Raw genomic sequence first — 25,976 nt, forward strand, 5'->3', positions numbered from 1 at the left:
GACGGCAGGACCCGCCCCGGTGGATGCCGTCGGCAATGCATTCGATCGGGTGCCGACCCCGCCAGGTCCTGTCCGGGCACCGGTCTGACCGGAGTCGCCGATAGCGGTTCGAGGATCATCGCTCTCACCTTTTCACCCGAATGCTCCAGATCAAGCACCGCCTCGCCGCGCGAGGGTCTCCGGTGTGGTCCGGGAGGCCAACTGCCACCGGTCGCCGCGCCGTTCGACGAACCCCAGCGAGTGGAGTTCGTACAGCCTGCCGAGCGCCTCGTCCGCTGTCGTGCCCGCGTCCCGCGCGATCTCCCGCCCGTCGGCGGCCCCCCGGGCCGGCAGCGCCTCGAGGACCCGTGCGCTGACCGGATCGAGGAGGTCCCTGGGAAGCACCGGGCCCCGGCGGGCGGGAGCCAGGTCTCCGATGTCTCCGACGAGTTCGACCACTTCGGCGGCATCCGTGACCAGCACACCTTCGCCGCGCAGCAATTCGTGCACCCCCGCGGAGAGCCCGCTGGTGGCGGGCCCCGGGACGCCCATGGTGAACCGGCCGAGCCGCAGTGCGCAGCGCGCTGTGACGAGGGAGCCGCTGCGGTACTCCGCCTCCACCACGACGGTCCCCCGGGTGAGCGCTGCGATGACACGGTTACGCAGCACGAACCTGCTGCGGGTCGGATGGTCCCCCGGGGGCAATTCGCCGATGACCAGGCCCTGTTCCGCGATCCGGCCGACCAACTCGGCGTGCCCCGGCGGGTAGACCACGTCGACACCGCAGGCGAGCACGGCCACGGTCGCCCCGTCGGCGGCCAGGGCGCCGCGATGGGCCGCACCGTCGACACCGAACGCCGCCCCCGAGGTCACCACCCAGCCGCGCTCGGCAAGACCGGAGCCCAGAGCCGCCGCCATATGTGCCCCGTACGGAGTACACGCCCGGGCCCCGACCACCGCGACGGAGCGCAGGGACCAGATCCGCAGATCCGGTCGCCCGCGGATCCACAGGCCGATGGGCCGGGCCGGGCCGAGGTCGTCGAGCTGGCTGGGCCACTCCGCGTCGCCGGGGCAGACGAACCGGCCGCCGACCGCGGTGATCGCCGACAGATCACGTTCGGGCACGGCCCGCGCCGCCCGGGCGCGGTAACCGTCGAGCCGCCGCTCGGTGGCTCCGGCGAGCTGCCCGCGTACGGTGCCCCGGGCGCCGGCCGGCGAGCCGAGCAGGTCCAGCAGGCGCTCGGCGCCGAAGGTGCGCAGCCATTGGCCGCCCTGTTCGTCGCCCGGTTCGAGGATCCGGGTGAGCGCGGCGCGGGCCAGACGCTCCTGGGGGCCCACGGGCGTCATGAGGCGTCTCCCGCCGTGACCCTGGTGCCCCGGGCGATGCCCGTGCGCAGCTCCAGGGCGAGGTCCACATGGTGGGCCTCCGGCCGGTCGCACCCCGCGAGGTCCGCGACCGTCCAGGCCACTCTCAGGACCCGGTCGAGACCGCGTGCGGTGAGCAGCCCGCGCTCCAGATCCCGTTCCGCGGCTCCGAGCGCCCCGGGGGCGACAGGCCAGCGGGTGCGCAGCTCATGGCCGGGCACCTCGCTGTTGACCGACCAGGGAGTGCCGTCGAGTCGCGCCGCCGATCGCGCCCTGGCCTCCCGCACCCGCGCGGCGACCGCCGCCGTCGATTCTCCCCGGCCGCCCTGTCCTAGGAGATCCGCCCTCTTGACGGGCTGGACATTCACCCGCAGGTCGACACGGTCGAGGAGCGGACCGGAGAGCCGTGACTGGTAGCGGCGGATCACCGAGGGCGGGCACTCGCATCCCGCGCCGTTCAAGGTGTGCCGTCCGCAGGGACAGGGGTTGGCCGCGAGCACCATCAGGAAGCGTGCCGGCAGCCGCACCACCCCCGCACTGCGCGCCACGACCACATGGCCCGATTCCAAGGGCTGGCGCAGGGCGTCCAGCGCCCGTCCGGAGAATTCCGGCGCTTCGTCCAGAAAAAGCACCCCTCGATGTGCCAGGGAGACCGCGCCGGGCCGTGGCAGCCCGTTCCCGCCGCCGACGAGTGACTGCATGGTCGCCGAGTGGTGCGGCGCGCAGTACGGCGGGGTGTGCACGAGCGGTTCGCCCGGCGGGAGAATGCCCGCGACCGAGTGGACCGCGGTGACCTCCAGGGATTCCTGTGCGGTCAGCGGCGGCAGAACGGCGGGCAGACGTTCGGCGAGCATGGTCTTGCCCGCACCCGGAGGTCCCTGGAGCAGCAGATGGTGTCCACCCGCCGCGGCCACCTCGAGCGCGGTGCGGGCGGCGGCCTGGCCCGCCACGTCCGCGAGGTCCGGCCGGTGTCCGCCACCCGCCCCACCCGTGGCGAGACCGGTGCCCACTCCGGCTCCGGGCACCATCAGCCCCGCCAGCATGGCGTCAGGACGGCCCTGGCCGGGCTCCCGCGGCTCGTCCGGGACAGCCTCGCCGGTGAGTACGGCGATGAGCTGACGCAGGCTCCGTACCCCGAGGACGGAGACTCCCGGCACCAGCGACGCCTCTCCCGCGGTCTGCTCGGGGACGACGACCTGGCGGTATCCTGCCTCGGCGGCCGCGAGCACTGCGGGCAGCACCCCGCGCACCGGGCGCACCCGCCCGTCCAGGCCCAGTTCCCCGATGAGCACCAGATCGGCGATCACCTTCGGGTCGATACGCTCGGCCGCGCCGAGGACGGAGCAGGCCACGGCGAGGTCGAAGCCGCTGCCGCTCTTGGGTACGGAGGCGGGGCTGAGCCCCACCGTGAGCTTCTTCTGCGGCCACTCCCCGCCGGAGTTCACGACTGCTGCCCTGACCCGGTCACGACTCTCCACCAGGCTCTTGTCGGGGAGCCCGACCAGGGTGAAGGCGGCCACACCGGGCTCCAGATCGGCCTGGACCTCGACAACCACACCCTCGACGCCCACCAGGGCGACCGAACACGCGCGCGCGAATCCCATCAGGCCACCCCCTGCGCGTGCTCGACCTCGGGGGCGCCCCGCCGGGGCAGCACCACCCCGACCAGATCGATCCGTACGCCGCCGGGCGGCGGGCCGCCGTGCCGGTCCAGCCAGCAGGCGGCGAGCCGCCTCAGCCGGTCGGCCTTCTCCGGCGTGACCGCGGCCATCGGATGTTCGAACGAACCCGCTCTGCGGGTCTTCACCTCACAGACGACCAGCGTCTCCCGGCCCTGTGTATCGCTGTCCTTGGCGACGATGTCGATCTCGCCCGTCCTGCCGCACCGCCAGTTGCGGGCCAGCACGATCATCCCCGCCGCGGCCAGCCGCCGCGCCGCCAGATTCTCGCCGTACCTTCCCAGTGCCCCCGTCGCGTTCATCTCGGCACCACCTCCGGCACCGACTCTGACGCGATCTCCCGAAACGAGTGGATCTTGGTGGATAACTCATCGAGTGTGGATAACTCCCTCACCCGTCCGAGTGATCTCCGAGCGGTCGGCACCGAGGGCCGGACCCACGCTCCTAGGGTCCGGTCTCACCCGATTCAGCCGCCGGGCAGTTCGAGATCGCTCTTGTTCAGCTCCTCGATATTCACGTCCTTGAACGTGAGGACCCGCACCTGTTTGACGAACCTGGCCGGCCTGTACATGTCCCAGACCCAGGCATCTGCCATCGTGACCTCGAAGAACACCTCACCCTGCACCGAGTGCACCTGCATCTCGTAGTCGTTCGTGAGATAGAAACGACGCTCGGTCTCGATCACGTATTTGAACAGACCGACGACATCGCGGTACTCCCGGTAGAGCTTCAGCTCCATCTCGGTCTCGTACTTTTCGAGGTCCTCGGCGCTCATGGCATGTTCCCCTTCAGCCGTACGTGCCCCTATTGTGCTCCGGCCCCCGCGCCGCTAGACGTGCTCGGGCGCAAGGTCCACCGGCGTGCCCGGGGGACCCTCGTCGAGCAGCATGCGCAGCAGCTCGGCGAGCCTGGTCGGATACACCGTCTCACGCGCCGCCGACAGTTCGGCGGAGGTCCACCACCTCAGCCCCGCGACGCTGCGTCGTTCCAGGTCGGTGAGGTCACCGAGGGATGCCTCGGTCCGCTTCGTACGTGCCAGGAAGTACCACTCGTCCTGGTCCCAGCGGCGGCCGTCGAACGGGAAGGAGCAGAGACGGCGCCACAGGACGGGCCCCAGCTCCACCTCTGTGATCCCCGTCTCCTCGGCCAGTTCGCGCAGCGCGGCCTCCTCGCGGCTTTCGTCGCCCTCCAGGCCACCGCCCGGCGTGAACCACCATTGGTGAGCGGGATCGCTCGGCTCGTATCCGTGCATCAGCAGAATGCGGTCCTCGGGGTCGAGCAGCACCACCCGCGCCACCCTCCTGACCGGGCCGGCGCCCGGGTCGGCCCCCGCGCCGGTACCGGTACCGGCCTCCGCCGCGGACCGGTCGTCAGGCGACATCTGCGGACACCCCCTGGCCACGGGGCTCGCTCCGACGCCTCTTCGAGACCAGCCGCACGACCGGTGCGTACGCCGCACCTCCGAAGATCAGGAGCGCGCCGCCTACCACGGCCGCGACGAGCGGTTTCAGCGGTCCCGGCTCGGACACCCCGCCCGGCAGTGCCGCAAAGGCCGCGGGCCGCCCGATCATGCCGCCCAACGGCCAGGCCACGGCGTCCACCCGCGCGTCCACCGCCGTGCGCGGCACCGAGCCCTGCGTGGGGTCCTGAAGGTGCACGCGGGAGTCCAGCGAGCCGCTGCGCTCATCGCCGAGCAGAAAGAGCTGCCCCTCGGGCACGGTCGCATCGAAGTCGGTCATGGAGGCTCGTCCGTCGAGCATGCCCTGTACGTACGGTTCCTCGACCGGTTTGCCATTGACCGTCAGCCGTCCGGAGGGGTCGCAGCAGGCGATCGTGTCGCCGCCGACGCCGACCACACGCTTGACCATCGGAAGGTCGCCCCACTCGGAGTCACGGAAGACGACCACGTCCCCCCGGCGTACGTCGCCACCGGAGATCCGCTGGGCCAGCACGCGGTCCCCCGCCTTCACGGTCGGATCCATCGAGCTGGTGGGCACGGTGTACGGCCGGTACACGACCGCCGCCCAGACGAACCCTCCGAGGAAGAGCACACAGCCGACAGCCACGGCCAGCCCCGACAGGACACTGCCGAGGCGGCCGTGGCCGCCATCCTTACGTTCTGTTGTGCTCATCCCAGCACTCCCCCCGTTCGGAGAACGATCTGGGACGGCACCCTACCCGGCGGTACTCCGTCGGGTCAGCCTCCTTCTGCGCCACAACACGATCGGCACGGCTCCGGCCAGGGCGAGCGCCCCGGGCGTCGCGGCCGTGGCGACGGCAGCCGCCGTGTTCAGCCCCGACTGGTCGAACGTGCCGGGCACCGGGAGCAGCGACCAGCGGTTGACCGGCCAGGCGACGACGACGGCGCGGCCCACGACGCTTGAGTTCAGGACCGTACCGTTGCCGGGAAGTTCCTGGTGGTAGCGCGAGTCCAGCGAATTCTGCCGGTGGTCGCCCATCACCCAGATGCTGCCCTTGGGTACGTTGATCGGCCCGAACGGCTCGTCGTCACAGGGAGTGTTGCCCGGGTAGATGTAGTCCGTCTCGTCCAGCGCATGGCCGTTGACGTGAACCTTTCCGCCCTTTTTGCATTCCACCGTGTCGCCGCCGACCGCGATGACCCGCTTGATCAGATCCTTCTCGTCAGAGGACGGCATCAGCCCGATGAGGCCGAGGGCCCGCTGCACCACGTTCGGTTCGGGGGTCTCGGCGCCGTCCAGCCAGCCGCCCGGGTCGTTGAAGACCACGACCTCGCCGCGCTGCGGTTCGGAGCCGAACCACGGGGTGAGCTTGTCCACCAGGACCCGGTCGCCACGCTGCAGGGTGTCCTGCATCGAGTCCGAGGGGATCGAGAACGCCTGGACCAGGAAAGCCTTGATCAGGAAGGCGAGAAGAAGCGCGATCCCGATCAGGAGGGGCAGTTCCTTCCAGAAGGAACGCGGCTTCTTCGGCGCCGTCGCGCCGTCTCCGTCCGTCCCGTCCCCGGCGTCGCCCCGCCGTTCCGCCGGCTCGTCCGTCACGTTTTCGGGCGACTCGGCGAGCTGCTCGCGTCCCTCCTCGGGATCGTCGTGTCCGGACCGTGCGCCGACCGCCACATCCCCCACATCCACTCCTTACTCCGCGCGAATACTCTGTGTGATCGCCTGCCCCTGAGAAGGGACAGGCCCACCACTCCCATAACGAGCGGGAGTTCCGCAGGGGTCGGGAGCCGGACCAATCCGTTTCGATCCTGGGAAGACAGACTATTCGACGGTCCGGCCGCCGTGGTCGGCGCGGCACGCGCGTCGGGTACGGAGGCGAAGGTCGACCGCTGCTCCAGTCCGCTCCAGTGGTCGAGCGGCCAGGCGATGACGACAGCGCGGCCCACGACCCCGGCCTCGGAGACCGTACCGCTGTACTCCTCCTGGAGATGGAAGCGGGAATCGGCCGAATTGGACCGGTGGTCGCCCATCACGAAGATGCGCCCGGCGGGGACCTGTACCTCGAAGGGGATCGTGGAGGGTGCGTTGCCGGGGTTCAGGTACTGCTCGGTGAGGGGCATGCCGTTGACGGTCACCTTGCCGTTGACGTCACAGCACTTGACGGTGTCACCGCCGACCGCGACGACGCGCTTGATCAGGTCCTTGTCGTCGGCTGACGGCAGCAGCCCGATGGCGGACAGCCCTTCCTTGAGCTGCTTGACGATCACCGGGGAGTTGTCCGGCTGGGGCTGTTCGTCCTGGAGCCAGTTGCCCGGGTCCTTGAAGACCACGACGTCGCCACGCTGCGGCTTGGAGCCGAACCAGGGGGTCAGTTTGTCCACCAGCACCCGGTCGCTGATCCTGATCGTCTGTTCCATGGATCCCGAAGGGATCACGAACGCCTGCACCAGGAACGTCTTGAGGACGACGGCGATCAGCAGCGCCACCGTGATCAGCAGCGGGATCTCCTTGGCCGCGGACCGGCTGCGGCGCCGCTTCACCTTCTTGGCCAGTTTGCGCCGCTCCGCACGGCCGGGCAGCGCCCGTCCGGTGGTGGGTCTGGAGCCGGTCGGCAGTCTGGTGTCGTACCCGTGATTCGCAGGCCGTCCGCGCTTACCCATGGGCACCGCTCCCCGGCCGCGGGACCTCACGGAAGGCTTCGGTGGGCTCCAGGACGGACCAGCGGCCCATGGGCCAGCCGATCCAGTCCGCCCGTCCGATCACTCTCTCCACGGGCACCATCCCGCCTCCCGGCTCTCCGAGATGGTCCCGGGAGTCACGCGAATTACTACGATGATCGCCCATCATCCAGAGGGTTCCCTCGGGTACGACGATGTCGAACGGGACGCGGGAGGGCGCGTCACCGGCGTACACATACCGCTCGTCAACCGCCCGGCCGTTCACTTCGACCCTGCCCCCCTTGTCGCAGCAGACCACACGGTCACCGCCCACACCGACCACGCGCTTGACGAAATCGGTCTCGGCGGGCTCGGCGAGACCAAGGGCCGCGGCCGCCCCGTGCAGCAGCCCGGTGACGGGGTTCTCACGGGCCGGCTCCTGTACGAAGGAGCCGGTGCCGTCGAAGACGATCACGTCACCACGCTCCGGCACGGTACCGAAACGGTACGCCAACTTGTTGACCAGTAGGCGGTCTCCGACGCGGAGGGTGGGTTCCATCGAGCCACTGGGGATCAGAAATGGCTGGAGCACGAACGTGCTGAAGAGCAGCAGGAAGACCGCGCAGAGGAGGCCGAAGAGCCCCGTACGACGCAAGGAGAGCCACGACCTCCCCGCAGTGCCCCGGCCGCTGAAAAGCCCGGCACAACGCGAGATGCGCGACCCTTCTTCCACCCCCGTGGGGGTGTCGGAAGAAGGGTCGCGCATCTCGTGCTGTGCTTCGGTGTCCATCGGGGCCAGATCTTATCCGGCGGCCCTGTGACACCGGGCGTGAGAAGAGTCCCGGCCCTCGGCTTGAGAAGTCTCAGACCGAGGACCGTGGGGGCTCAGCGGTCGCGCTTCTCCTTGATCTTCGCGGCCTTGCCGCGCAGCTCACGGAGGTAATACAGCTTGGCGCGGCGGACGTCACCGCGGCTGACCAGCTCGATCTTCTCGAAGATCGGGCTGTGGATCGGGAAGGTGCGCTCGACGCCGACGGAGAACGAGACCTTGCGGACCGTGAAGGTCTCGCGGACACCCGAACCCTGGCGGCGGATGACGACGCCCTTGAACTGCTGGATACGGGAGCGGTTGCCCTCGATGACGCGTACGTGGACGTTCACGGTGTCACCGGGGCGGAAGGCGGGGAGGTCGCTACGGAGCGACGAGGCATCGACGGACTCGAGCAGGCTGGCCATGAAGGTCTGCTTCCTCGCTGATGCCACAGGTCATCAGCGGATGATCGGGAGAGAATATGAGTGCCGTTCGCGTCGGGCGGGCGTCGGTCCCCCTGTGGCAGGGGCGCACACCGGACGTACGGCAGCGGCCTATTCTTCCACGTCGTCGGGCCTGCGCCAAAATCGGCCACCGGGCTCGGGGGACCACCCCAGGATGGAGAGCGTCTCCTGGTCCTTCTTGTCGAAGGCGGCGGGGTCGCACCGCTCGATCAGATCGGGCCGGTTGAGTGCCGTACGCCGCAACGCCTCGTCGCGGCGCCACCGCGCGATCTTCCCGTGATGGCCGCTGAGAAGGACGTCCGGGATGCCGCGCCCACGCCACTCGGGCGGCTTGGTGTAGACGGGCCCCTCCAGCAGGTCGGCCATCGCACCGGGGGCGAACGAGTCGTCGCGGTGCGACTCCGCGTTGCCGAGGACACCGGGCAGCAGCCGGGCCACGGCCTCGGTGATCACCAGGACCGCGGCCTCGCCGCCGGCCAGGACGTAGTCACCGATGGACACCTCGACGACGGGGATCCGCGTCGCGTATTCGTCGATGACCCGGCTGTCGATGCCTTCGTAGCGGGCGGGAGCGAAGAGCAGCCAGGGGCGCTCCGAGAGCTCCACGGCCAGCTGCTGGGTGAAGGGGCGCCCACTGGGCGTGGGAACGACCAGGACGGGGCCGTACGCGCCCGCCTCGTAGCCGTCCGCAAGGGTCTCGTCGAGGGCGTCGCCCCAAGGGCCGGTCTTCATGACCATGCCGGGGCCACCGCCATACGGAGTGTCGTCGACCGTGTTGTGCCGGTCGTACGTCCACTCCCGCAGGTCGCGCACGTGTACGTCGAGGCGTCCGCGCGCCCGGGCCTTGCCGACGAGCGAGACGTTCAGCGGCTCCAGATACTCGGGAAAGATCGTGAGGACGTCGAGCCTCATCGGTCGTCGGCCTCTCCGCCGCCGCCGGGCACGATCTCCGCCCGGTCGTCGATCAGCCCCGGCGGCGGGTCGATCACGGCCCGCTGCTCGGCCAGATCGATCTCGGTGACGATCTCCTCCACGAAGGGGATCATGACCTCGCTACCGTCGGGCCGTTCCACGATGAACAGGTCCTGCGAGGGCAGATGTGAGATCTCGGTGATCCGGCCGACCTCGGTGCCGTCCGCAAGGACGACGTCCAGGTCCATCAACTGATGGTCGTAGAACTCCTCCGGATCTTCGGGAAGCTCCTCCGGGTCGACCTCGGCGATCAGCAGCACGTTGCGCAGCGCCTCGGCGCCCGTACGGTCGCGTACGCCGGCGAAACGCAGCAGCAGCCTGCCGCTGTGCACCCGGCCCGTCTCGATCGTCAGCGGCCCGGCCGAGGCCGGTTCCGTGGCGAGGACGGCGCCGGGACCGAGCCGTACCTCAGGCTCGTCCGTACGGACCTCGACGGTGACCTCGCCCTTGATGCCGTGGGCGCGGCCGATCCGCCCGACTACCAACTGCACTGCCAAGCCCGCCCTCTGTGCGGCGGAACCGTCGCCTCCTGTCGCGGAGGTGGCCGCTCGCCGTCGTGGTTGCTCAATCGATGATGGTGGTACCAGCACGCAAGCACGGGCCGGGAAGGTGGGTGCCCTTCCCGGCCCGTGCCGGTGTTCTGGTGTGTCAGCGGACCTGGTCCACGTCGACGAGGTCGACGCGGATGCCACGGCCACCGAGGGCGCCCACGACCGTCCGCAGCGCACGCGCGGTGCGGCCGTTGCGACCGATCACCTTGCCGAGGTCGTCCGGGTGTACCCGGACTTCCAGCACCCGGCCGCGGCGCAGGTTGCGCGAGGCGACCTGCACTTCGTCCGGGTTGTCGACAATGCCCTTCACGAGGTGCTCGAGAGCCTCCTCGAGCATGCTCAGGCCCCGGTCGACTCGGCGGCGGCCGAGGACTCGGTCCCGGCTTCGTCGGCCTTCTTGTCGGACTTCTTGGCCTTCTGCGTGATGGCCTCGCCCTTGGGCTCGTCGCCGGCGTCCTTCGCGGCGGCCTCGAAGAGGGCGCGCTTGTCGGCCTTCGGCTCCGGCTGGAGCAGCGGCGCGGGGGCCGGGAGGCCCTTGTGCGCCTGCCAGTCACCGGTGAGCTTGAGGATCGCGAGAACCGGCTCGGTCGGCTGGGCGCCGACGGACAGCCAGTAGCGCGCGCGGTCCGAGTCGACCTCGATGCGCGAGGGGTTCTGCACCGGGTGGTACAGACCGATCTCCTCGATGGCCCGGCCGTCACGGCGGGTACGGGAGTCGGCGACGATGATGCGGTAGTGAGGCGAACGGATCTTGCCCAGACGCTTCAGCTTGATCTTGACTGCCACTGGAGTGGTGTCTCCTGGTCTTGACGTGGTTGGGCACAGCGGGACGCCGCGTGGGGTTGCGGTACCCGATCTGCCCGATGGACGCGTCAGCCGGAGGAGAGAGGGGTCCTGTGCGACTGTCGAGTACGGCTGGCCATTCTGCCACACCCCGGCGCCGGGGTGTGCCCGGCCGGGGTGGGGCGCACGACGCACGGCTCCGGCCCCGTGGTTGACGGGGCCGTGCCGCGGATACGGGTCGCCGCCCGGCGACGGCGCGAGGCCGCCGGAGGGGGCCACCCGCGGAGTGCCGAGGCGGCGCGCCGGCGCCGCGACCGGCAGTGTCTGCGACGGGGCAAAGCTTGCCGGGAGGGGCACTAACTCGCGGCCGCGACCACTTCCGGGATACGGAACGGTTTGCCGCAGCCACCGCAGACGATCGGCGCCTGGGCGAGGACCGAGGGGACGACGCGCACATTCCGGCCGCAGTCGCAGACCGCCTTTACCCGCACCCCACCGCCGGACGAGCCATGCCGGGCGGCCGGGCCGCGGAAACTGCGCTTGGTGTCGGCGGCCGTCGCGACTGTGTGCGCCTTGAGGGCACGCTGGAGCCGCTCCATGGTGGGGCGGTACCGACGCTTCGCCTCGGGGCTGAGCGAGACCAGGGAGAAACCGCTGCTGGGATGCGGCTCCTCCGGATGGTCGAGACCCATCTCCTCGGCGATCGCAAGGAATCGGCGGTTGTGGTAGCGGCCCGCGCGCGAGGTGTCGCGGACACCTCTGGCCGCGGCGATGCCATGGACCGCTTCATGAAGCAGTCGTTCGAAAGAGAGCTCGGCGCCGCAGGCGGACGACGACTCTCCGATCAGGGACTCTGGCGCGGCAAGATCCGGCAGCTCGGGGTGGGACCGCTGAATGTCGGCCCACGCCTGTGCCAGCTCTGCGGCGAGAACAGGTGGTGTCGTGCTCACGTCGTGAATAACGAGCCGGATCCCTCCCGGGTTCCATTACGGGGCATCACAAATAATTTGCACGTACCCGTCAGTTGCCATTGATGCGTCCTGACGAGGGCGGGTGCGTCGATCTGCGGAGAAGGCTCACAGCTCGTATCAAGGTGGTACGTAGCGTTGGATACGCATCGACGCGTAGACGATCTACGTCTGCCGCCCACGACGGTGACAGTACCGGGACGGGCGGCCGGCTTCCCTCGACGCCCCTGCGCCGAGCCGTTGCCCTGAATGGCTCAATAGGGGCCGGTCGGGCACCGCTCGGTCTCTGGGCCGTTCGACCGTCCTGCTCAGATCCTGGTACCCGTTCCGCAGCCGGGAAAAGGATTCAGCCATGCACGCGGGGGCGTACGCCCGGGGCACGCACGCTTTGCCCGTCACCCACTGGACGCGGGGAGGGATGGGGAGTTCTCTGACATACGGGGGGTGTGTGCTCACACGTACACGGGGGCTGTCACACAGGGCACGAACGACCTCTCGGTGGATTGGGGCGCTATCCATGACACGTACGCTCGTCCAGCACCATCAGCTCCCTTCGGGCACGGCCACGGACCCGGCGCTCCCCGTACCGCCGGAAGCCGTGAGGCGCGCCCGCGACTGGGCCGAGATCCAGGAACGGATGCTGGTGCCGCTCTACGAAGCGGTGTACGAGCGCCTGGAGGTCCGCACCGGGACCCGGGTGCTCGGCCTCGGCTGCGGATCCGGACTCGCCCTGCTGCTGGCCACCGCACGGGGCGCCCGCGTGACCGGTGTCGAAGCGGACGGGGAACGGCTGGCACTGGCCCGTGAGCGGCTGCTGGCGGGGGACGGACGGGACGGGGCCGGGCACCGGCCGACCGACACCGGGTGCGAGAAGCTGCTGCCCGCCGACCGTATGGCCGACGCGGCCGGGGGACCCCGCCGACCCGGGTACGACCTGATCACCGCCTTTCAGCCGATCGGCTCCGTGGCGGGCGACGCGAAAGGGCTCGATCCCGCCCTCAGGACAGCGATACCGCTGGCCGGCCGGGGCGCCCCGGTGGTGCTGGCCGGCTGGGGGCCGCCGGAGCGCTGCGCCACGGACGCGGTACTGCGCGTCGCCGGCCGACTGGCGGACCGGCTGCGCAAGGGCGCCAGGCGCCCCGCGTACCGGGACGATCTGGAGGATGTCGCGGCACGAGCCGGGCTGAAACCGGACGGTTCGGGACGGGTGGCCTGCCCCTTCGGGTACGCGGACCAGGAGAGCGCGGTGCGCGGGCTGCTGTCGACCGGGGTGTTCGACGGCGCGATCCGGGCGACCGACCGGCGGCAGGTGGAGAAGGAGATCGGCGAGGCACTCCATCCGCATCTGCGACAGGACGGCACGGTCTGGATGCCGAACGTCTTCCGGTATCTGATCGCCCGTACGCCCTGACGGCGACGAGCGCGCGGCCGCCGGGCCCAGGCGACGAAATGGCGTGTGGACGCCAAGATGCCGAGAGAGCATTGCCAGTATCCAGAATCCTGTTTACTGTCATTTGCGTGACAGACTTCGACGAGCGTTTCCTGACCCGTAACGGCCTCGCGGCCCGGCAGCTCGCGGTGCTCCTGCTGAACCACGAGCCGGACACCCGGCTGCCGCGCGTCCGCGACTTCGCCATGGAACTGGGTGTCGGAAACGGCACGGTGCAGGCCGCGCTCCACCTCCTGGAGAGCGCCGGCGCCATCGAGACGACGGCGCGGGGCCATCTCGGCACATTCCTGGTCCGCGCCGACCGCTCGATACTCTGGCGGCTCTCCGGGCTTGGCACCCTGCTGGCCGCCATGCCGCTCCCCTACTCCCGTCGCCACGAGGGGCTGGCCACCGGGCTGCGCTCCGCTTTCGAGGAGGCCGGGGCCCCCTTCGCGATCACATTCATGCACGGCGCGGACGCCCGCACCGCGACACTGCTGGAAGGCAAGGTCGACCTCGTGGTGCTCTCTCGCTCCGCGGCCGACCGGCTGATCGAGGAGTATCCGGTCGAACTCGTCGCGGATCTCGGCCCGATCACCTATGTCGGGGCCCACGGCATACTGCTGCGCCACGGCTCGGGCCCGGAGAGCCCGGGGCTGCGCGTCGCCGTCGACCACACCTCCGAGGACCAGCGCGTACTCGCGGAGCGCACGTTCGCCGGGCGGGACGACATCGAGTGGGTCGAGACCTCGCACACGCAGCTGCGCGAGTTGTTCGAGCACGACCGGGCCGATGCCACCGTCTGGAACCTCGACGAGGCACAGAACCTGCTCGGTACGGACGTGGATGTCCTGCCACTCTGCGACGAGGCCACCCGCGACCTCTCGCGGCGCAACTCCAGCGCGGCGATCATCGGCAGAACCGAGGGGGCGAAGGCGCTCGGCGCCGTCCGCGAATCCCTCGACCTGTCCGTCGTCACCGCGCTCCAGGCGGAAGTGCTGCGCGGCGAGCGCACACCCTCGTACTGACCCCTTCGCCCCACACCCCACCCCGCGCGCCGGCCCACCACCGAGACCTCGATCCCCCACCAGCGGAGAAACGGCGTAAGCGAAATATACAAAATCCTGGTTACTGCTTTCTCTTGTCCATCCGTTCGCGTGATCCGTAGGAAGGAGCTTCATGGACGACCAACTCGCCCTCCGCATCCAGCTTTTCCGCGAGACCCGACAGGCCCGTCCCGAGGTCGCCGCGTTTGTCGCGGCTGAGCTGGACGCCCTGACCGCCGAGGGCCTCACCGTCACCGAGGACACAGCAGGTCTGCTCGCCAGCCATCTGATGGCGGCGCTCACCCGGCTGCTGAACGGTGAGCCGGTCGAGACGTTCCCTACGGACGGCCAGGTCACGGCCGAGCTCGCAGGACACCCTGAGGCGGTCGCCCGGGCACGTGCCATGGCGTTACGGGCCCAGGAGGCGCTCGGGGCCCCGTTGCCCGGCTCCGAAGTCAACTTTCTGAGCCTGCACCTCGCCGTGCTGGCCCAGAACTCCCCTGCCCCGCACCACGCCTCAGAGCGAAGGAGTCAATCATGACGAAGATCCTCACCGGCGGCGTCGGCAAGACCGAGGTCGCGGACACCGTCTCGCGGCTCGACCTCGGCGGCCTGGAGATCTCGGTCTCCAACGACATGGACGCCGCAATGCAACTTCGGAACGGCCAAGCCGACTACTACCTGGGCACCTGTCACACCGGTGCCGGAGCCTCGCTCGGCATCCTCGTCGGGTTGCTCGGCAGCCCCCTTTGCCACACCTTCGGCCGCTCCGTACCGACGGAGGAGCAGGTGGCCACGCTGGTGGCGGACGGGAAGAAGGTCTTCGGCTTCGCGATCGACCAGATCGACGTGCTCGCCCCGCTCATGGCCCGTGCCCTCGCGGCGCGCGGCTGACCCCGACAACCTGCCGGACCGCAGAGGAGACCGCCCTGTGCAGACCGTCCTCGCAGCCAGTACCCGTCTGGACCTCTCGCTGACGCAGAAGCTGTTCGTCGTAGCCCTCTGCGCGCTGACCGCCTTCGTCTCGCACTTGGCGCTGGCCGTCTTCAACGACGGAGTACGCCCCTTCATTCTCGACTTCATCCAGGGACGCGCCAAGCGCTCCGGCACCACCGCGGTTTCCTTCGGGCTCTCGGCGGGCTTCATCTTCGGGCTGGGTGCGCCCATGGCCCTCACCAGCGGCGTCCTCAACCCCTGGCTGCTCTTTCTCCCCACCGACATCCTGGGCATCCTTTCTCCCAGGAAGTGGATCGCGCCACTGCTGGGCGGCGCCTGGGGCGCGGTGGTTGTCTTCGGCCTCGGCGCCGCCAATGATCTGGCGCACGATCTGCCCGTCGACTTCCTGACCGCGCTGCAGCAGATGTCGACGCCGATTCTCTTCCTCTTCACGCTCTTCCCGGTGCTCGCCATCACCCGACAGTTCGGACGGCTGCGCGGCGCTCTCGCGGCCGTACTCGAACTGGCCCTGGTCGTCATGACGATGAAGCTCTGGCCGAAAGTCTTCGCCGGTTCGCTCGCGATGGCAGCGGGGGTACTCCTGCTCATCGGATTCGCCGTGCGGAAGGACCTGCTGCGACGGAAGCAGGAACGGGCCCAGGAGCAGCAGAGCCAAGGGCTGGGACAGGAACAGGAGCAGAAGCAGGAGGGTGTCGTGGACGACCCGATGGTCTCGCTGTTCAGCGGCAGCGCCCTGCGGCTGCGCCGTCATCTACCGCTCTTCATGGCGCTGGGCGCCGGGGTCTGTGTCCTGGCGCAGATGCACATATTCGGCGGCGGGGAGGCGACCAGCTTCCTGATCGCCCAGGGGCAGTACAGCGAGGCCGCCCAGGTCGACTTCTACCGGGTGTTCGGCTTCGTCCCCCTGATCGCGACGACCGCGCTCGCCTCCGGTGCGTACGGCATCGCCGGGTTCACGCTCGTCTACCCCCTCGGCTACCTGCTGCCGCACCCGTTCCTCGCGGCGGCCGCCGGTGCCGTGGTTCTCGCCGTCGAAGTGCTGGCGCTCTCTTCCCTCGGGAGGGCCCTCGGCACACTCCCGAGCGTGCGTGACTCCTCCGAGCATCTGCGCGCCGCGATCACGGAGACGCTGGGGCTGGCGATCCTCTTCGGCTCCCTGCTCGCGGCGCATGTGATGGGTGGCGGCCTGGCGATCCTCGTCGTCGGTGGGCTCTGTCTCCTCAACGAGGCGATGGGCAGACCGGTGGTGCGGATGGCGGCGGCGCCGGCCGCGGTCGTCGCTGGTGGCGTCCTACTCAACTTCCTCCACTGGCTCGGCCTGTTCACCCCGCTGACGAGCTGACACACCCGGCAACCGGCGTCCCGGCGCGGACGGACCCGTCAGGAAGGCATTCGTACCCATGCACTCCCCGCTCGTCTCTTCGTCCTCCAACACACCGTGCCTCACCACGGTCGCCGGTCCACTGCCCGTCTCCGCCGTGCGCGGCCCGGTGCTCGCCCATGAGCATCTGGTGCTCGATCTCGACCGTACGGGTGAACGCGCCGCAGTCCTGGGAACCGGACGCCACCGGTCCGACATCGTCGGCGAACTGACCGCGCTGTCAGCCGAGTTCGGGCTCGCCCTGGTCATCGAACTGACCTGCCGGGGCATGGGCCGCGATCCGTGCGCCCTGGCGCGTATCGCCGAGGAGTCCGGCGTCGCGGTGGTCGCCGCCACCGGCTGGTACTACGAGCCGTTCCACCCACAGGAGACCGAAGGGGCGAGTGTCGCGCAGCTCACGGAGATCCTGGTGCGGGAGATCGAGGACGGCATCGGCGCGAGCGGTGTCCGACCTGGTGTGCTCGGTGAGATCGGCAGCCATGGCGAGCGGCCGAGCGTGCGCGAGAGCCGCGCGCTGCTCGCCTCGGCGCATGCCGCCCGTGCCACAGGTCTGTCGCTCGCCACCCATGCCCAGTTCGGCCGCGGCGGGCTCGCTCAACTGGAGCTGCTCACCGGCACGGGGCTGCCACCGCACCGGATCTCGATCGGCCATCAGGACCTGCTGGACGATCCGGAGGTCCATCGAGAACTCGCGGCGAGCGGCGCGTACGTCGCGTTCGACACCGTCGGCAAGGGGCGCTACCAGAGCGACGGCACCCGCCTGCGGCTGCTGCTGGCCCTGCTGGACGCCGGGCACGCCGACCGGGCCCTGCTGAGCTGCGACATCTCCCGCCACAGCTATCTGACGGCAGAGGGCGGCCACGGGTACGGGCATCTCTTCCGCTCCTTCCTGCCGGCGGCGCGCGCGGCGGGCGTGCACGACGGCCTGGTCGACCTGATGACCCGCCGCAACCCGCTGCGCTTCCTGACCGGTGCCGACATCGACGCGGACGCGGACAGACGTAGCGACACCAGGACCGACACCGACACCGCCCGCGCCGCGGGCACCGACGCCGAGGAGATCTGAGATGCCTCCACCGCTCCCCCGGACATTCCCGCTGCCCACGATCGCGCTGGAGGACGCCGTCCAGCTCCAGTTCAGTCTGCTGGAGCACACCGCCGCGCACTTCGAGGGTCCCCAGCTCTTCGAGGCGGACGCCGGTGTGGTCTCCGGACTGGGCCGCCCCCGTACGACGGCACGCGTCGAGGCCGTGCTCGCCGAGTGGTTCGGCGCCGAGGACGCCGCGCTGGTGCAAGGTGCCGGTACGGGCGCGATCCGGGCCGCGCTCCAAGCGGCCCTCTCCCCCGGCGACCCGCTGCTGATCCACCGGGCTCCGGTCTACCGGACGACCGCCGTCACCCTGCGCGGGCTCGGCGTCCGTACCACCGAGGCCGACTTCAACGACCGCATGGCGCTCCGCGAGGCCCTGGCGTCGACCGATCTCGCCTGGGCGTACGTCCAGCACAGCAGGCAGCGGCTCGGGGACTCCTACGATCCGGGCGAGGTGCTGGCGGTCTGCCGCGCCGCGGGGGTGCGTACGGTCGTCGACGACAACTACACGGTGCTGCGCGTGCCCGCCTGTGGCGTGCAGCTCGGCGCCGACGTCTCCTGCTTCTCCCTCTTCAAGCTGCACGGCCCGGAGGGTGTGGGCGCGGTCGTCGGCACCCGTGACCTGGTCGGGCGTGTCCGCACCGACAACTACTCGGGCGGCGGCCAGGTCCAGGGCGCCCAGGCACTGGAGGCGCTGCGCGCCCTCACCCATGTGCCCGTCCTCTGGGCGCTCCAGTCCCGGGTGTCCGCCGAGGTCGCCGGGCGCCTGACCGCGGGCGAGGTACCGGGCGTCGCGGAGGTGCGGATCGCCAACGCGCAGGACCGCTGTCTGCTGGTGCGACTCGACCGGCCCGTCGCCCGCCACCTGCCCGCCGTCGCGGCGCGGTACGGCGCCGCGCCGTACCCCGTGGGTTCCAACTCCCGCTACGAGATCGCCCCGCTCATCCACCGGATGTCCGCGTCCTCACTCGACGACGCTCCTCGGCTCGCCGACTGGACCGTACGGATCAACCCCATGCGGGCTGGCGCGGACCTGGTGATCGACATCCTCCGCCGTTCGCTGCGCGACCTGAAGGGCTGATCGTGTTCCTGGACACCGTGCTCGCCCGCAACCCCGCGCTCGTCGAGACGGCGACCGCGCTGCATGTCTCGGGCGTCGTTCCGCCGGACACCTTTGTCGTGGACGCGGACGCCGTGGAGGCCAATGCGGCGCTGCTCGCGGCCGAGGCGGAGCGGCTGGGCCTCTCGCTCTGGTTCGTGGTCAAACAGTTGGGCCGCAACCCCGCGCTGATCCGGGCGGTCGCCCGGCACATCCCCCGGTTCGCCGCGATCGACCTGTCCGAGGCCCGGGCGCTGCACGCCTCCGGGGCTCTGGCGGGCAACCTCGGTCATCTTGTGCAGATCCCGCACCGTGCCCTGCCCGAGTTGCTGGCCCGGCGCCCCGAGGCGGTCACGGTCTTCGATCTCGCCAACGCGCGGGCCGTCTCGGACGCGGCCGGCCGTCTCGGCCTCGTCCAGGACGTGTTCGTACGGATCGAGGCCGCGGCGGGCTCCGGCCATCCGGGCCAGGAGGGCGGCGTACCGCTGGACGTCCTGGGCGGTTTCGCCGCCGAGGTCGAGCGGCTGGCGTCGGTCCGGATCGCAGGGGTGACGGCGTTCCCTTGTGTGGTGTGCGCCCCGGACACGGGCCGGCCGGCTCCGACGGCCAACTTCGAACGGGTCATCGAGGCGCGGGAGCTGCTGACCGCGCGCGGCCATCAGGGCCCTGCCCTCAGTGCCCCGGGCGCGACATCCGTGGCCGCGTTGCCGCTGCTGGCCCGGCTGGGCGCCACGCATGGCGAGCCTGGGCACTCCCTCACCGGCACCACGCCGCTGCACGCGGTGGATCCGCACCAGCCGGAACGGCCCGCCTATGTGTATGTCACCGAGGTCGCCCACACGCTCGCGGACGGCCGGCCCGCGCTCTTCGGTGGCGGGTTCTACGCCCGGTCCGGGGTCCGCACCGCCCTGCTGCCCCGCACGGGGACGCGTCTTCGGGTGTGCGACGCCCCCGCGGAGAACATCGACTACTACCGGCTGCTGGAGCCGCCCGGTACGGGATCGGGCGGGGTCGCAGCCGGGGACACCGCCGTCCTGGCGTTCCGTACGCAGATCTTCGTCACCCGCTCGACCGTCGCGGTCGTCGCCGGTCTCGCCGCCGGAAAGCCCCGGCTGGCGGGGCTGTACGACGCGCGGGGCCGGGCTTTCGAAGGAGCGGCCTCATGAGCAGGACCGCCATCGACGGCTCGGGCGGTGGTGCGCGGACCGCTGTCGTGGCCCCACCGCCCTCCGTACGGGTGCGATCAGCCCATGAACTTCTTGAACTCGTCGGGCAGTTCGAAGTCCTTGTCCTGGCCCCCGGCAGGCAGGCCGAACGCGTTGCCCGACTGCGCCGCCTCCTCGCGCCGCGCCAGTGCCGCCTGCTCCTCGGCCTTGCGCTTCATCGGGTTGCCGGAGCGCTGCTTGCCCTTGGCCTGCTTGGTCTTCTTCTTCGTACGGCCGGGGCCGCCGCCCATCCCCGGGACGCCCGGCATGCCCGGCATCCCGCCGCCCTGCGCCATCTTCGACATCATCTTGCGCGCGTCGAAGAACCGCTCGACGAGGTTCTTCACGGCGCTGACCTCGACACCGGAGCCCCGGGCGATACGGGCGCGGCGCGATCCGTTGATGATGACGGGGTCCTGGCGCTCGGCCGGGGTCATCGACTTGATGATCGCGGCGGTGCGGTCCACGTCCTTCTCGTCGATGTTGTTGATCTGGTCCTTGATCTGTCCCATGCCGGGCAGCATGCCGAGCAGCTTGGAGATGGAGCCCATCTTCCTGACCTGCTCCATCTGAGCCAGGAAGTCGTCGAGCGTGAAGTCCTTCCCGCCCTTGCTGCTCGCCAGCTTGGAGGCCATCTTCTCGGCCTCGGCCTGACTGAACGTCTTCTCCGCCTGCTCGATGAGGGTGAGCAGGTCACCCATGTCGAGGATGCGGGACGCCATGCGGTCGGGGTGGAACGCGTCGAACTCGTCCAGTTTCTCGCCGTTGGAGGCGAACATGATCTGCTTGCCGGTGACATGCGCGATGGAGAGGGCCGCGCCACCCCGGGCGTCACCGTCGAGCTTGGAGAGCACCACGCCGTCGAAGCCGACGCCGTCGCGGAAGGCCTCCGCGGTGTTGACGGCGTCCTGGCCGATCATCGCGTCCACGACGAAGAGGACCTCGTCGGGGCTGACGGCGTCGCGGATGTCCGCGGCCTGCTTCATCAGCTCCTCGTCGATACCGAGGCGACCCGCGGTGTCGACGATCACGACGTCGTGCTGCTTGGTCTTCGCGTACTCGATCGAGTCCTTGGCGACCTTGACCGGGTCACCGACCCCGTTGCCCGGCTCCGGCGCGTAGACCGCGACGCCCGCGCGGTCGGCGACGACGGAGAGCTGGGTAACGGCGTTGGGTCGCTGGAGGTCACAGGCGACGAGCAGCGGCGTGTGGCCCTGGCCCTTGAGCCAGAGACCGAGCTTGCCGGCCAGGGTGGTCTTACCGGCGCCCTGGAGGCCCGCCAGCATGATCACGGTCGGCGGCTGCTTCGCGAAGCGCAGGACGCGGGTCTCACCACCGAGGATGCCGACCAGTTCCTCGTTGACGATCTTGACGACCTGCTGGGCGGGGTTCAACGCCTGGGAGACCTCCGCGCCGGCCGCGCGCTCCTTGACCTTGGCGATGAAGGCGCGGACGACGGGCAGCGCCACGTCGGCTTCGAGCAGGGCGATACGGATCTCGCGGGCCGTGGCGTCGATGTCCTCCGGGCTGAGGCGCCCTTTGCCCCGGAGGCTCTTGAATGTGGCTGCGAGGCGGTCGGAGAGAGTATCGAACACGGTGGTCGCGGATCCTCAGGTCGGGAGCGGATGAGGGGGCTGTCCCATTCAGCTGCGCGCTGTGAAGGACAGACCGTCCCCCAGGGTATCCGGCCGCGCGCGGTGGGGTCTGCCCCGTGGGTGGCTGGGCCGTACGGGAGGCGTACGAGCCTTGTCGGCCGGACGCCACCCGGCGGCCGTCATCGTCACCGCCGGGAGGCCCCGGCGTCCCCGCGAGGCGCGCCGCGTGGCTCAGCGCAGTGCGGTCTCCACCGCGCGTGCCAGTTCTGTGGCGGCCTCCGCCGTCAACGGGCGTCCACGGTCGGAGGTGACGTAGAAGGCGTCGACGGCGTTGGCTCCCAGGGTCGACACATGGGCGCTGCGCACCATCACTCGCGCATCCTCCAGAGCGCGGCCGATGCGGTGCAGCAGGCCTGGGGCGTCCTGCGCGCGTACCTCGATGACCGTCGCGTGCCGGGAGGCGGTCGGCGCGACCGTCACACGCGGCGGCGGGGCCGTGACGCCACGGCGGCGCGGGTAGGCGGCCTCACGCTCGGCGAGCCTGGCCGGGATGTCCAGGGAGCCGTCCAGGGCCCGTACGAGGTCGGTGCGGAGCCGGGCCGCCTGCGGCAGCGAGCCGTACGCGGCGGCGACGCGCCAGCTCAGCAGCAGGACATCGGTGGTCCTGCCCGGCGCGACCCCCGCCCCCGGCCCGCCGCCCGATACGCCGGGCTGGGCGCCCAGTCCGCCCGGCAGCTCGACGGCACGCAGGTCGGCGGCGCGCACGGTGAGCCGGTGCAGGGCGAGCACCCCGGCCGCCGCGGGCAGCACGCCGGGCTGGTCCGGCAGGGCGATGAGCAGTTCGACGCCGACCGGTTCCGGCGCGGCGTCCTCCTGCCCGTCCTGCGCGCCCCCCGGCCGCGGGGCCTCGGTCTGCGCGCGCAGGGCCAGTACGGGGCCGCCGGTGCGCAGCGCCTCGACGGCGAGGCGTTCCTGCTCGGCGCTGGGCGCGGCGGGCTCGGGCTCCGCCGGTTCGTCGCCGGAGAGCACGGCGGCGACGCGTGTGACCAGGTCGGTGACGAGGGAGGAGCGCCAGGACGACCAGGCCGCGGGGCCGGTGGCGAGCGCGTCGGCCTCCGTGAGGGCGTGCAGGAGTTCCAGGGTGGTGAGCGAGCCGACGCGGGTGGCGACGGAGCTGACGGTCGCCGGGTCGTCCAGGTCGCGCCGGGTGGCGGTGTCGACGAGCAGCAGGTGGTGGCGTACGACGGCGGCGATGACGGCGACGTCCTCGCGGTCGAAGCCGATCCGGGCTGCGACGTCGCGGGCGATGACCTCACCGGCCACGGAGTGGTCACCGGGCCAGCCCTTGCCGATGTCGTGCAGCAGGGCGCAGACGAGCAGCAGGTCGGGGCGGCCGACGCGGCGGGTGAGCGAGGACGCCTGGACGGCGGCCTCGACGAGATGGCGGTCGACGGTCCAGGTGTGGACGGGGTTGCGCTGGGGCCGGCACCGTACCCGCTCCCAGTCGGGCACGAGCTGGGTGATCAGCCCTTCGGCTTCGAGGGCTTCCCAGACCGGAATGGTCGACTCGCCGGCGCCGAGCAGGGTGACCAACTCCTCGCGGGCCTCGGCGGGCCACGGCACCGGCAGGGGTTTGACGGCCTGGGCGAGGCGGCGTACGGCGTGCAGGGAGATCGGCAGTCCGGCCTGTGCGGCGGCGGCGGCGGCCCGCAGGGGCAGCACGGGGTCGCGTTCGGGCCGGGCGGTGCGGGCGAGGACGACCTCGCCGTCCTGCTCGACGACGCCCTCGGCGAGCGGGGTGCGGTCCGGGGCGGGCCTGCCGCCCAGCATGGCGCGCAGCCGGGGGCGCACGGAGCGGCCGCGCAGGACGCGGTTGACCTCGCGCCAGGTGACGTCGGAGGCGTACGAGACGGTGCGCGCGGCCTCGTACACCTGGCGCAGCAGGGCGTCGGCGTCGAGCAGGCCGAGTTCGGCGGCGACGGCGTCCTGTTCCTGGAGGGCGAGCCGGTCGGTGGCGCGTCCGGTGGTCAGGTGCAGGGCGTCGCGGGCGTCGAGCAGCTTGCGGCGGGCGTCGCCGAGGCCCTCGCGGGGTGCGTCGGCGAGCCAGGAGGCGGCGACGGCACGCAGCGCGGTGGCGTCGCGCAGTCCGCCCCTGGCCTCCTTGAGGTCGGGTTCCAGGAGGAACTGAAGCTCGCCCTGGCGCTCGGCCCGTTCCCGGCACAGTTCGTCCAGTTCGGGCAGGCGTTTGGGGGCGGTGTTGCGCCAGTCGGCGAGGATCGCGGTGCGCACGCCGGTGACCAGGCCCAGGTCTCCGGCGACCTGCCGGGCGTCGAGGAGGCCGAGCTGCGCCTTGAGGTCCTCGGCCGCGGTTCTGCGCGCCTCCGCGGGGGTGCGTACGGAGTGGTCGAGGGCGAGGCCGAGGTCCCAGACGGGGTACCAGACCCGGTCGGCGAGGGCGGCGATCGCCTTCGCGGGTGTCTTGCCGTCGTGCAGGAGCACCAGGTCGAGATCGCTGCGCGGGGAGAGTTCGCCCCGTCCGTAGCCGCCGACGGCGACAAGGGCCGCGCCGCGTACGCCGGTCTCCTGGGCGGCCGTGGTGAACAGCGCGTTCAGCCAGTCGTCGGTGAGACGGGCCAGCGCGGTACGGCGCGGCGGCCCTGGCCGCGCCTTCTCCTGGAGGAGGCGCAGCCGGGCCGCCGCATAACCGCTGGGTCCCGAGTCTGCCTTTTCGGTTGTCTCTTCGACGCTCGTCACCCAGTCGTTCCCGTCTCTAGAGGGCGTCCGGGCCGCGCTCGCCGGTCCGTACGCGGACCGCCGTGTCGACCGGGACGCTCCATACCTTCCCGTCACCGATCTTGCCGGTGCGGGCGGCCTTCACCACCACATCGATGAGCTGTTCGGCGTCGTCGTCCTCGACCAGTACCTCGATACGGATCTTCGGTACGAGGTCGACGGTGTACTCCGCACCCCGGTAGACCTCGGTGTGGCCGCGCTGCCGGCCGTACCCGCTGGCCTCCGTGACCGTGAGGCCCTGGACGCCGAAACCCTGGAGGGCTTCCTTGATCTCGTCCAGCCTGTGTGGCTTCACGACTGCGGTGATGAGCTTCATGCGTCCACCTTCTTGGTCTTCGCCGCGGCGGCGTGGGTCTCGTCGTGGTGCGGGGCGGTGACGCTGCTACGGCCGGACGGGGAGCCGCCGACCGCGCTGTAGTCGTAGGCCGACTCCGCGTGGTACGCCATGTCGACACCGCTGGTCTCGTCGTCCTCGGAGGCGCGGAAACCGATGGTGACGTCGACGATCTTGGCGAGGATCCAGGAAACCACGAAGGAGTACGCCATCACCGAGAAGGCCCCGGTGGCCTGCTTGCCGAGCTGCGTGAGACCGCCGACACCGTCGACCGCGAGGACACCGACGAGCAGGGTGCCGATGACACCGCCGACCAGGTGGACGCCGACCACGTCGAGGGAGTCGTCGTAACCCAGCTTGAACTTGAGGCTGACGGCCCAGGAGCAGACCAGACCGGCCACGAGACCGATGAGGATGGCACCGAAGGGGCTGACGTTGGCACCGGACGGGGTGATCGCGACGAGGCCCGCGACGGCGCCGGAGGCGGCGCCCAGCGTGGTGAACGCGCCGTGCCGGATGCGCTCGTAGATCAGCCAGCCGAGCATGGCGGCGCCGGTGGCGATCTGTGTGTTGAAGGCCATGATCGCGGAGGTGCCGTTGGCGGCGAGCGCGGAGCCGGCGTTGAAGCCGAACCAGCCGAACCACAGCAGGGCCATGCCGAGGACGACGAGCGGCAGGCTGTGCGGCCGCATCGGGTCTTTCTTGAAGCCGATCCGCTTGCCGACGACCAGGACCGCGGCGAGCGCGCCGACACCGGCGTTGATGTGGACCGCCGTACCACCCGCGAAGTCGATCACGCCCAGCTTGAAGAGCCAGCCGTCGGACTGCCAGACCCAGTGCGCGATCGGGAAGTACACCACGGTGACCCAGAGCGTGATGAAGAGCGCCCAGGCGCTGAACTTCACGCGGTCGGCGAGCGCGCCGCTCATCAGCGCGGGGGTCAGGACGGCGAACATGAGCTGGAAAAGGGCGAAGGCGAAGACAGGGATGCCTTCCTTGCCGCCGGTCAGCGTGTCGACCGTAATGCCCTTCAGCCCGATGTGGTCGAAGTTGCCCAGGAGACCGCCGCCGATGTCGTCACCGAAAGCCAGTGAGTATCCGTAGAGGACCCACAGCACGCTGACGATTCCGAGCGAGATCAGGGACATCATGAGCATGTTGAGGGCGCTCTTCACCCGCACCATGCCGCCGTAGAAGAATGCCAGGCCGGGCGTCATCAGCATGACGAGTGCGGCACTGATCAGTACGAATGCGGTATCTGCGCCATTCAAGGCCAGCGTCTCCTCGTGGGTCGGATACGGCCCGTGCGGATGCTCAAGCAGGTAGGGGGCCGACTGTGCTCAGGAGATTGGCGCAGTGCGGTTTCAGCCAGTGCCGCTCGATGTTTCACGGCGGTG

Annotated in this window: 26 protein-coding genes and 1 pseudogene; 8 read left to right on the forward strand and 19 right to left on the reverse strand. The window is 70.6% G+C overall.

Annotated features, from left to right (window positions below):
• Positions 1–150: 150 nt before the first annotated feature.
• The 15 genes and pseudogenes from dprA to ACIQ7D_RS26035 all read right to left on the reverse strand — a co-directional run bounded on the left by dprA (position 151) and on the right by ACIQ7D_RS26035 (position 11,632).
• Complete coding sequence (gene dprA / locus ACIQ7D_RS25965) at positions 151–1,326, reverse strand: DNA-processing protein DprA (RefSeq protein WP_403941338.1); 1,176 nt, start codon at positions 1,324–1,326, stop codon at positions 151–153.
• Positions 1,323–2,948, reverse strand: coding sequence for a YifB family Mg chelatase-like AAA ATPase (locus ACIQ7D_RS25970; protein WP_403941340.1), 1,626 nt, complete (start codon positions 2,946–2,948; stop codon positions 1,323–1,325). Before ACIQ7D_RS25970 ends, dprA begins: the two co-directional genes overlap by 4 nt.
• Entirely contained in the window at positions 2,948–3,325 is a 378-nt protein-coding gene (locus tag ACIQ7D_RS25975; protein ID WP_403941342.1) for a YraN family protein, read from the reverse strand. Before ACIQ7D_RS25975 ends, ACIQ7D_RS25970 begins: the two co-directional genes overlap by 1 nt.
• A 164-nt stretch (positions 3,326–3,489) precedes the next feature.
• Positions 3,490–3,798 carry a DUF2469 domain-containing protein gene (locus ACIQ7D_RS25980; RefSeq protein WP_014675276.1) on the reverse strand — a complete coding sequence of 103 codons (309 nt, stop codon included), beginning with the start codon at positions 3,796–3,798 and terminating at the stop codon, positions 3,490–3,492.
• A 54-nt stretch (positions 3,799–3,852) separates the two neighbouring features.
• Positions 3,853–4,404: an NUDIX hydrolase gene (locus ACIQ7D_RS25985; protein WP_403941344.1), complete on the reverse strand. Its 552-nt coding sequence runs from the start codon at positions 4,402–4,404 to the stop codon at positions 3,853–3,855.
• On the reverse strand, positions 4,394–5,155 hold the full coding sequence (lepB, locus tag ACIQ7D_RS25990; RefSeq protein ID WP_403941346.1) for a signal peptidase I: 762 nt from the start codon (positions 5,153–5,155) through the stop codon (positions 4,394–4,396). Before lepB (ACIQ7D_RS25990) ends, ACIQ7D_RS25985 begins: the two co-directional genes overlap by 11 nt.
• Before the next feature lie 42 nt (positions 5,156–5,197).
• A complete protein-coding gene (gene lepB / locus ACIQ7D_RS25995) occupies positions 5,198–6,118 on the reverse strand; it encodes a signal peptidase I (RefSeq protein ID WP_403941441.1) in 921 nt (306 codons plus the stop codon).
• Positions 6,015–7,104, reverse strand: a pseudogene (lepB, locus tag ACIQ7D_RS26000) (signal peptidase I); the annotation flags it as partial. The gene lepB (ACIQ7D_RS25995) and the pseudogene lepB (ACIQ7D_RS26000), both read right to left, overlap by 104 nt.
• Positions 7,097–7,891: a signal peptidase I gene (lepB, locus tag ACIQ7D_RS26005; protein ID WP_403941348.1), complete on the reverse strand. Its 795-nt coding sequence runs from the start codon at positions 7,889–7,891 to the stop codon at positions 7,097–7,099. The gene lepB (ACIQ7D_RS26005) and the pseudogene lepB (ACIQ7D_RS26000), both read right to left, overlap by 8 nt.
• A 95-nt stretch (positions 7,892–7,986) precedes the next feature.
• On the reverse strand, positions 7,987–8,337 hold the full coding sequence (gene rplS / locus ACIQ7D_RS26010; protein ID WP_403941350.1) for a 50S ribosomal protein L19: 351 nt from the start codon (positions 8,335–8,337) through the stop codon (positions 7,987–7,989).
• Positions 8,338–8,466: 129 nt separating this feature from the next.
• Positions 8,467–9,288: a tRNA (guanosine(37)-N1)-methyltransferase TrmD gene (gene trmD, locus ACIQ7D_RS26015; RefSeq protein ID WP_403941352.1), complete on the reverse strand. Its 822-nt coding sequence runs from the start codon at positions 9,286–9,288 to the stop codon at positions 8,467–8,469.
• Positions 9,285–9,839, reverse strand: coding sequence for a ribosome maturation factor RimM (rimM, locus tag ACIQ7D_RS26020; RefSeq protein WP_403941353.1), 555 nt, complete (start codon positions 9,837–9,839; stop codon positions 9,285–9,287). The genes trmD and rimM overlap by 4 nt, the downstream gene beginning before the upstream one ends.
• Positions 9,840–9,996: 157 nt before the next feature.
• The gene (locus tag ACIQ7D_RS26025) at positions 9,997–10,236 is read right to left on the reverse strand and encodes an RNA-binding protein (protein ID WP_329823028.1); all 240 of its coding nucleotides are present in this window, start codon (positions 10,234–10,236) and stop codon (positions 9,997–9,999) included.
• Between the two features lie 2 nt (positions 10,237–10,238).
• Positions 10,239–10,685, reverse strand: coding sequence for a 30S ribosomal protein S16 (gene rpsP / locus ACIQ7D_RS26030; RefSeq protein WP_329823029.1), 447 nt, complete (start codon positions 10,683–10,685; stop codon positions 10,239–10,241).
• Between the two features lie 353 nt (positions 10,686–11,038).
• Positions 11,039–11,632, reverse strand: a complete 594-nt coding sequence (locus ACIQ7D_RS26035; protein WP_161308529.1) for a hypothetical protein — start codon at positions 11,630–11,632, stop codon at positions 11,039–11,041.
• A gap of 535 nt (positions 11,633–12,167) precedes the next feature.
• Here ACIQ7D_RS26035 and ACIQ7D_RS26040 point away from each other — a divergent pair.
• The 8 genes from ACIQ7D_RS26040 (at position 12,168) to ACIQ7D_RS26075 (ending at position 19,818) form a co-directional block, all read left to right on the forward strand.
• Complete coding sequence (locus ACIQ7D_RS26040) at positions 12,168–13,061, forward strand: class I SAM-dependent methyltransferase (protein WP_403941355.1); 894 nt, start codon at positions 12,168–12,170, stop codon at positions 13,059–13,061.
• A 107-nt stretch (positions 13,062–13,168) separates the two neighbouring features.
• The gene (gene yhfZ / locus ACIQ7D_RS26045; protein WP_403941357.1) at positions 13,169–14,107 is read left to right on the forward strand and encodes a GntR family transcriptional regulator YhfZ; all 939 of its coding nucleotides are present in this window, start codon (positions 13,169–13,171) and stop codon (positions 14,105–14,107) included.
• 151 nt (positions 14,108–14,258) lie between these two features.
• The gene (locus ACIQ7D_RS26050; RefSeq protein WP_403941359.1) at positions 14,259–14,666 is read left to right on the forward strand and encodes a transcriptional antiterminator; all 408 of its coding nucleotides are present in this window, start codon (positions 14,259–14,261) and stop codon (positions 14,664–14,666) included.
• Positions 14,663–15,019: a DUF2620 domain-containing protein gene (locus tag ACIQ7D_RS26055; protein WP_403941360.1), complete on the forward strand. Its 357-nt coding sequence runs from the start codon at positions 14,663–14,665 to the stop codon at positions 15,017–15,019. Before ACIQ7D_RS26050 ends, ACIQ7D_RS26055 begins: the two co-directional genes overlap by 4 nt.
• A 37-nt stretch (positions 15,020–15,056) precedes the next feature.
• Positions 15,057–16,424 (forward strand): YhfT family protein, encoded by a 1,368-nt coding sequence (locus tag ACIQ7D_RS26060; RefSeq protein WP_403941362.1) that lies wholly within the window; start codon positions 15,057–15,059, stop codon positions 16,422–16,424.
• A 58-nt stretch (positions 16,425–16,482) separates the two neighbouring features.
• Entirely contained in the window at positions 16,483–17,529 is a 1,047-nt protein-coding gene (locus ACIQ7D_RS26065; protein ID WP_403941364.1) for a phosphotriesterase, read from the forward strand.
• A gap of 1 nt (position 17,530) precedes the next feature.
• Positions 17,531–18,634 (forward strand): aminotransferase class V-fold PLP-dependent enzyme, encoded by a 1,104-nt coding sequence (locus ACIQ7D_RS26070; protein WP_403941365.1) that lies wholly within the window; start codon positions 17,531–17,533, stop codon positions 18,632–18,634.
• 2 nt (positions 18,635–18,636) lie between these two features.
• The gene (locus ACIQ7D_RS26075; RefSeq protein ID WP_403941367.1) at positions 18,637–19,818 is read left to right on the forward strand and encodes an alanine racemase; all 1,182 of its coding nucleotides are present in this window, start codon (positions 18,637–18,639) and stop codon (positions 19,816–19,818) included.
• 77 nt (positions 19,819–19,895) lie between these two features.
• Here the strand turns inward: ACIQ7D_RS26075 and ffh are convergent, their stop codons facing one another.
• From ffh to ACIQ7D_RS26095, 4 genes are all read right to left on the reverse strand, one after another.
• Positions 19,896–21,452, reverse strand: coding sequence for a signal recognition particle protein (gene ffh, locus ACIQ7D_RS26080; protein WP_403941369.1), 1,557 nt, complete (start codon positions 21,450–21,452; stop codon positions 19,896–19,898).
• A 231-nt stretch (positions 21,453–21,683) separates the two neighbouring features.
• Positions 21,684–24,206 carry a [protein-PII] uridylyltransferase gene (locus ACIQ7D_RS26085; protein ID WP_403941371.1) on the reverse strand — a complete coding sequence of 841 codons (2,523 nt, stop codon included), beginning with the start codon at positions 24,204–24,206 and terminating at the stop codon, positions 21,684–21,686.
• 16 nt (positions 24,207–24,222) lie between these two features.
• The gene (locus tag ACIQ7D_RS26090; protein ID WP_365814097.1) at positions 24,223–24,561 is read right to left on the reverse strand and encodes a P-II family nitrogen regulator; all 339 of its coding nucleotides are present in this window, start codon (positions 24,559–24,561) and stop codon (positions 24,223–24,225) included.
• The gene (locus tag ACIQ7D_RS26095; protein ID WP_403941373.1) at positions 24,558–25,850 is read right to left on the reverse strand and encodes an ammonium transporter; all 1,293 of its coding nucleotides are present in this window, start codon (positions 25,848–25,850) and stop codon (positions 24,558–24,560) included. The genes ACIQ7D_RS26090 and ACIQ7D_RS26095 overlap by 4 nt, the downstream gene beginning before the upstream one ends.
• Between the last annotated feature and the right edge of the window lie 126 nt (positions 25,851–25,976).

The sequence above is a fragment of the Streptomyces sp. NPDC096310 genome (assembly GCF_044763125.1).
In the GTDB taxonomy this organism is placed as follows: domain Bacteria; phylum Actinomycetota; class Actinomycetes; order Streptomycetales; family Streptomycetaceae; genus Streptomyces.

Bases quoted from the DNA above. Each gene is read 5' to 3' on its own strand.
- ACIQ7D_RS25985 (WP_403941344.1), bottom strand. From the start codon at position 4,404: ATGTCGCCTGACGACCGGTCCGCGGCGGAGGCCGGTACCGGTACCGGC.
- lepB (WP_403941346.1), bottom strand. From the start codon at position 5,155: ATGAGCACAACAGAACGTAAGGATGGCGGCCACGGCCGCCTCGGCAGT.
- ACIQ7D_RS26025 (WP_329823028.1), bottom strand. From the start codon at position 10,236: ATGCTCGAGGAGGCTCTCGAGCACCTCGTGAAGGGCATTGTCGACAAC.
- ACIQ7D_RS26065 (WP_403941364.1), top strand. From the start codon at position 16,483: ATGCACTCCCCGCTCGTCTCTTCGTCCTCCAACACACCGTGCCTCACC.
- ACIQ7D_RS26050 (WP_403941359.1), top strand. From the start codon at position 14,259: ATGGACGACCAACTCGCCCTCCGCATCCAGCTTTTCCGCGAGACCCGA.
- ACIQ7D_RS25970 (WP_403941340.1), bottom strand. From the start codon at position 2,948: ATGGGATTCGCGCGCGCGTGTTCGGTCGCCCTGGTGGGCGTCGAGGGT.
- rplS (WP_403941350.1), bottom strand. From the start codon at position 8,337: ATGGCCAGCCTGCTCGAGTCCGTCGATGCCTCGTCGCTCCGTAGCGAC.
- ACIQ7D_RS26090 (WP_365814097.1), bottom strand. From the start codon at position 24,561: ATGAAGCTCATCACCGCAGTCGTGAAGCCACACAGGCTGGACGAGATC.
- ACIQ7D_RS25980 (WP_014675276.1), bottom strand. From the start codon at position 3,798: ATGAGCGCCGAGGACCTCGAAAAGTACGAGACCGAGATGGAGCTGAAG.
- ACIQ7D_RS26070 (WP_403941365.1), top strand. From the start codon at position 17,531: ATGCCTCCACCGCTCCCCCGGACATTCCCGCTGCCCACGATCGCGCTG.
- ACIQ7D_RS26040 (WP_403941355.1), top strand. From the start codon at position 12,168: ATGACACGTACGCTCGTCCAGCACCATCAGCTCCCTTCGGGCACGGCC.
- lepB (WP_403941348.1), bottom strand. From the start codon at position 7,891: ATGGACACCGAAGCACAGCACGAGATGCGCGACCCTTCTTCCGACACC.
- ACIQ7D_RS25975 (WP_403941342.1), bottom strand. From the start codon at position 3,325: ATGAACGCGACGGGGGCACTGGGAAGGTACGGCGAGAATCTGGCGGCG.
- dprA (WP_403941338.1), bottom strand. From the start codon at position 1,326: ATGACGCCCGTGGGCCCCCAGGAGCGTCTGGCCCGCGCCGCGCTCACC.
- ACIQ7D_RS26055 (WP_403941360.1), top strand. From the start codon at position 14,663: ATGACGAAGATCCTCACCGGCGGCGTCGGCAAGACCGAGGTCGCGGAC.
- trmD (WP_403941352.1), bottom strand. From the start codon at position 9,288: ATGAGGCTCGACGTCCTCACGATCTTTCCCGAGTATCTGGAGCCGCTG.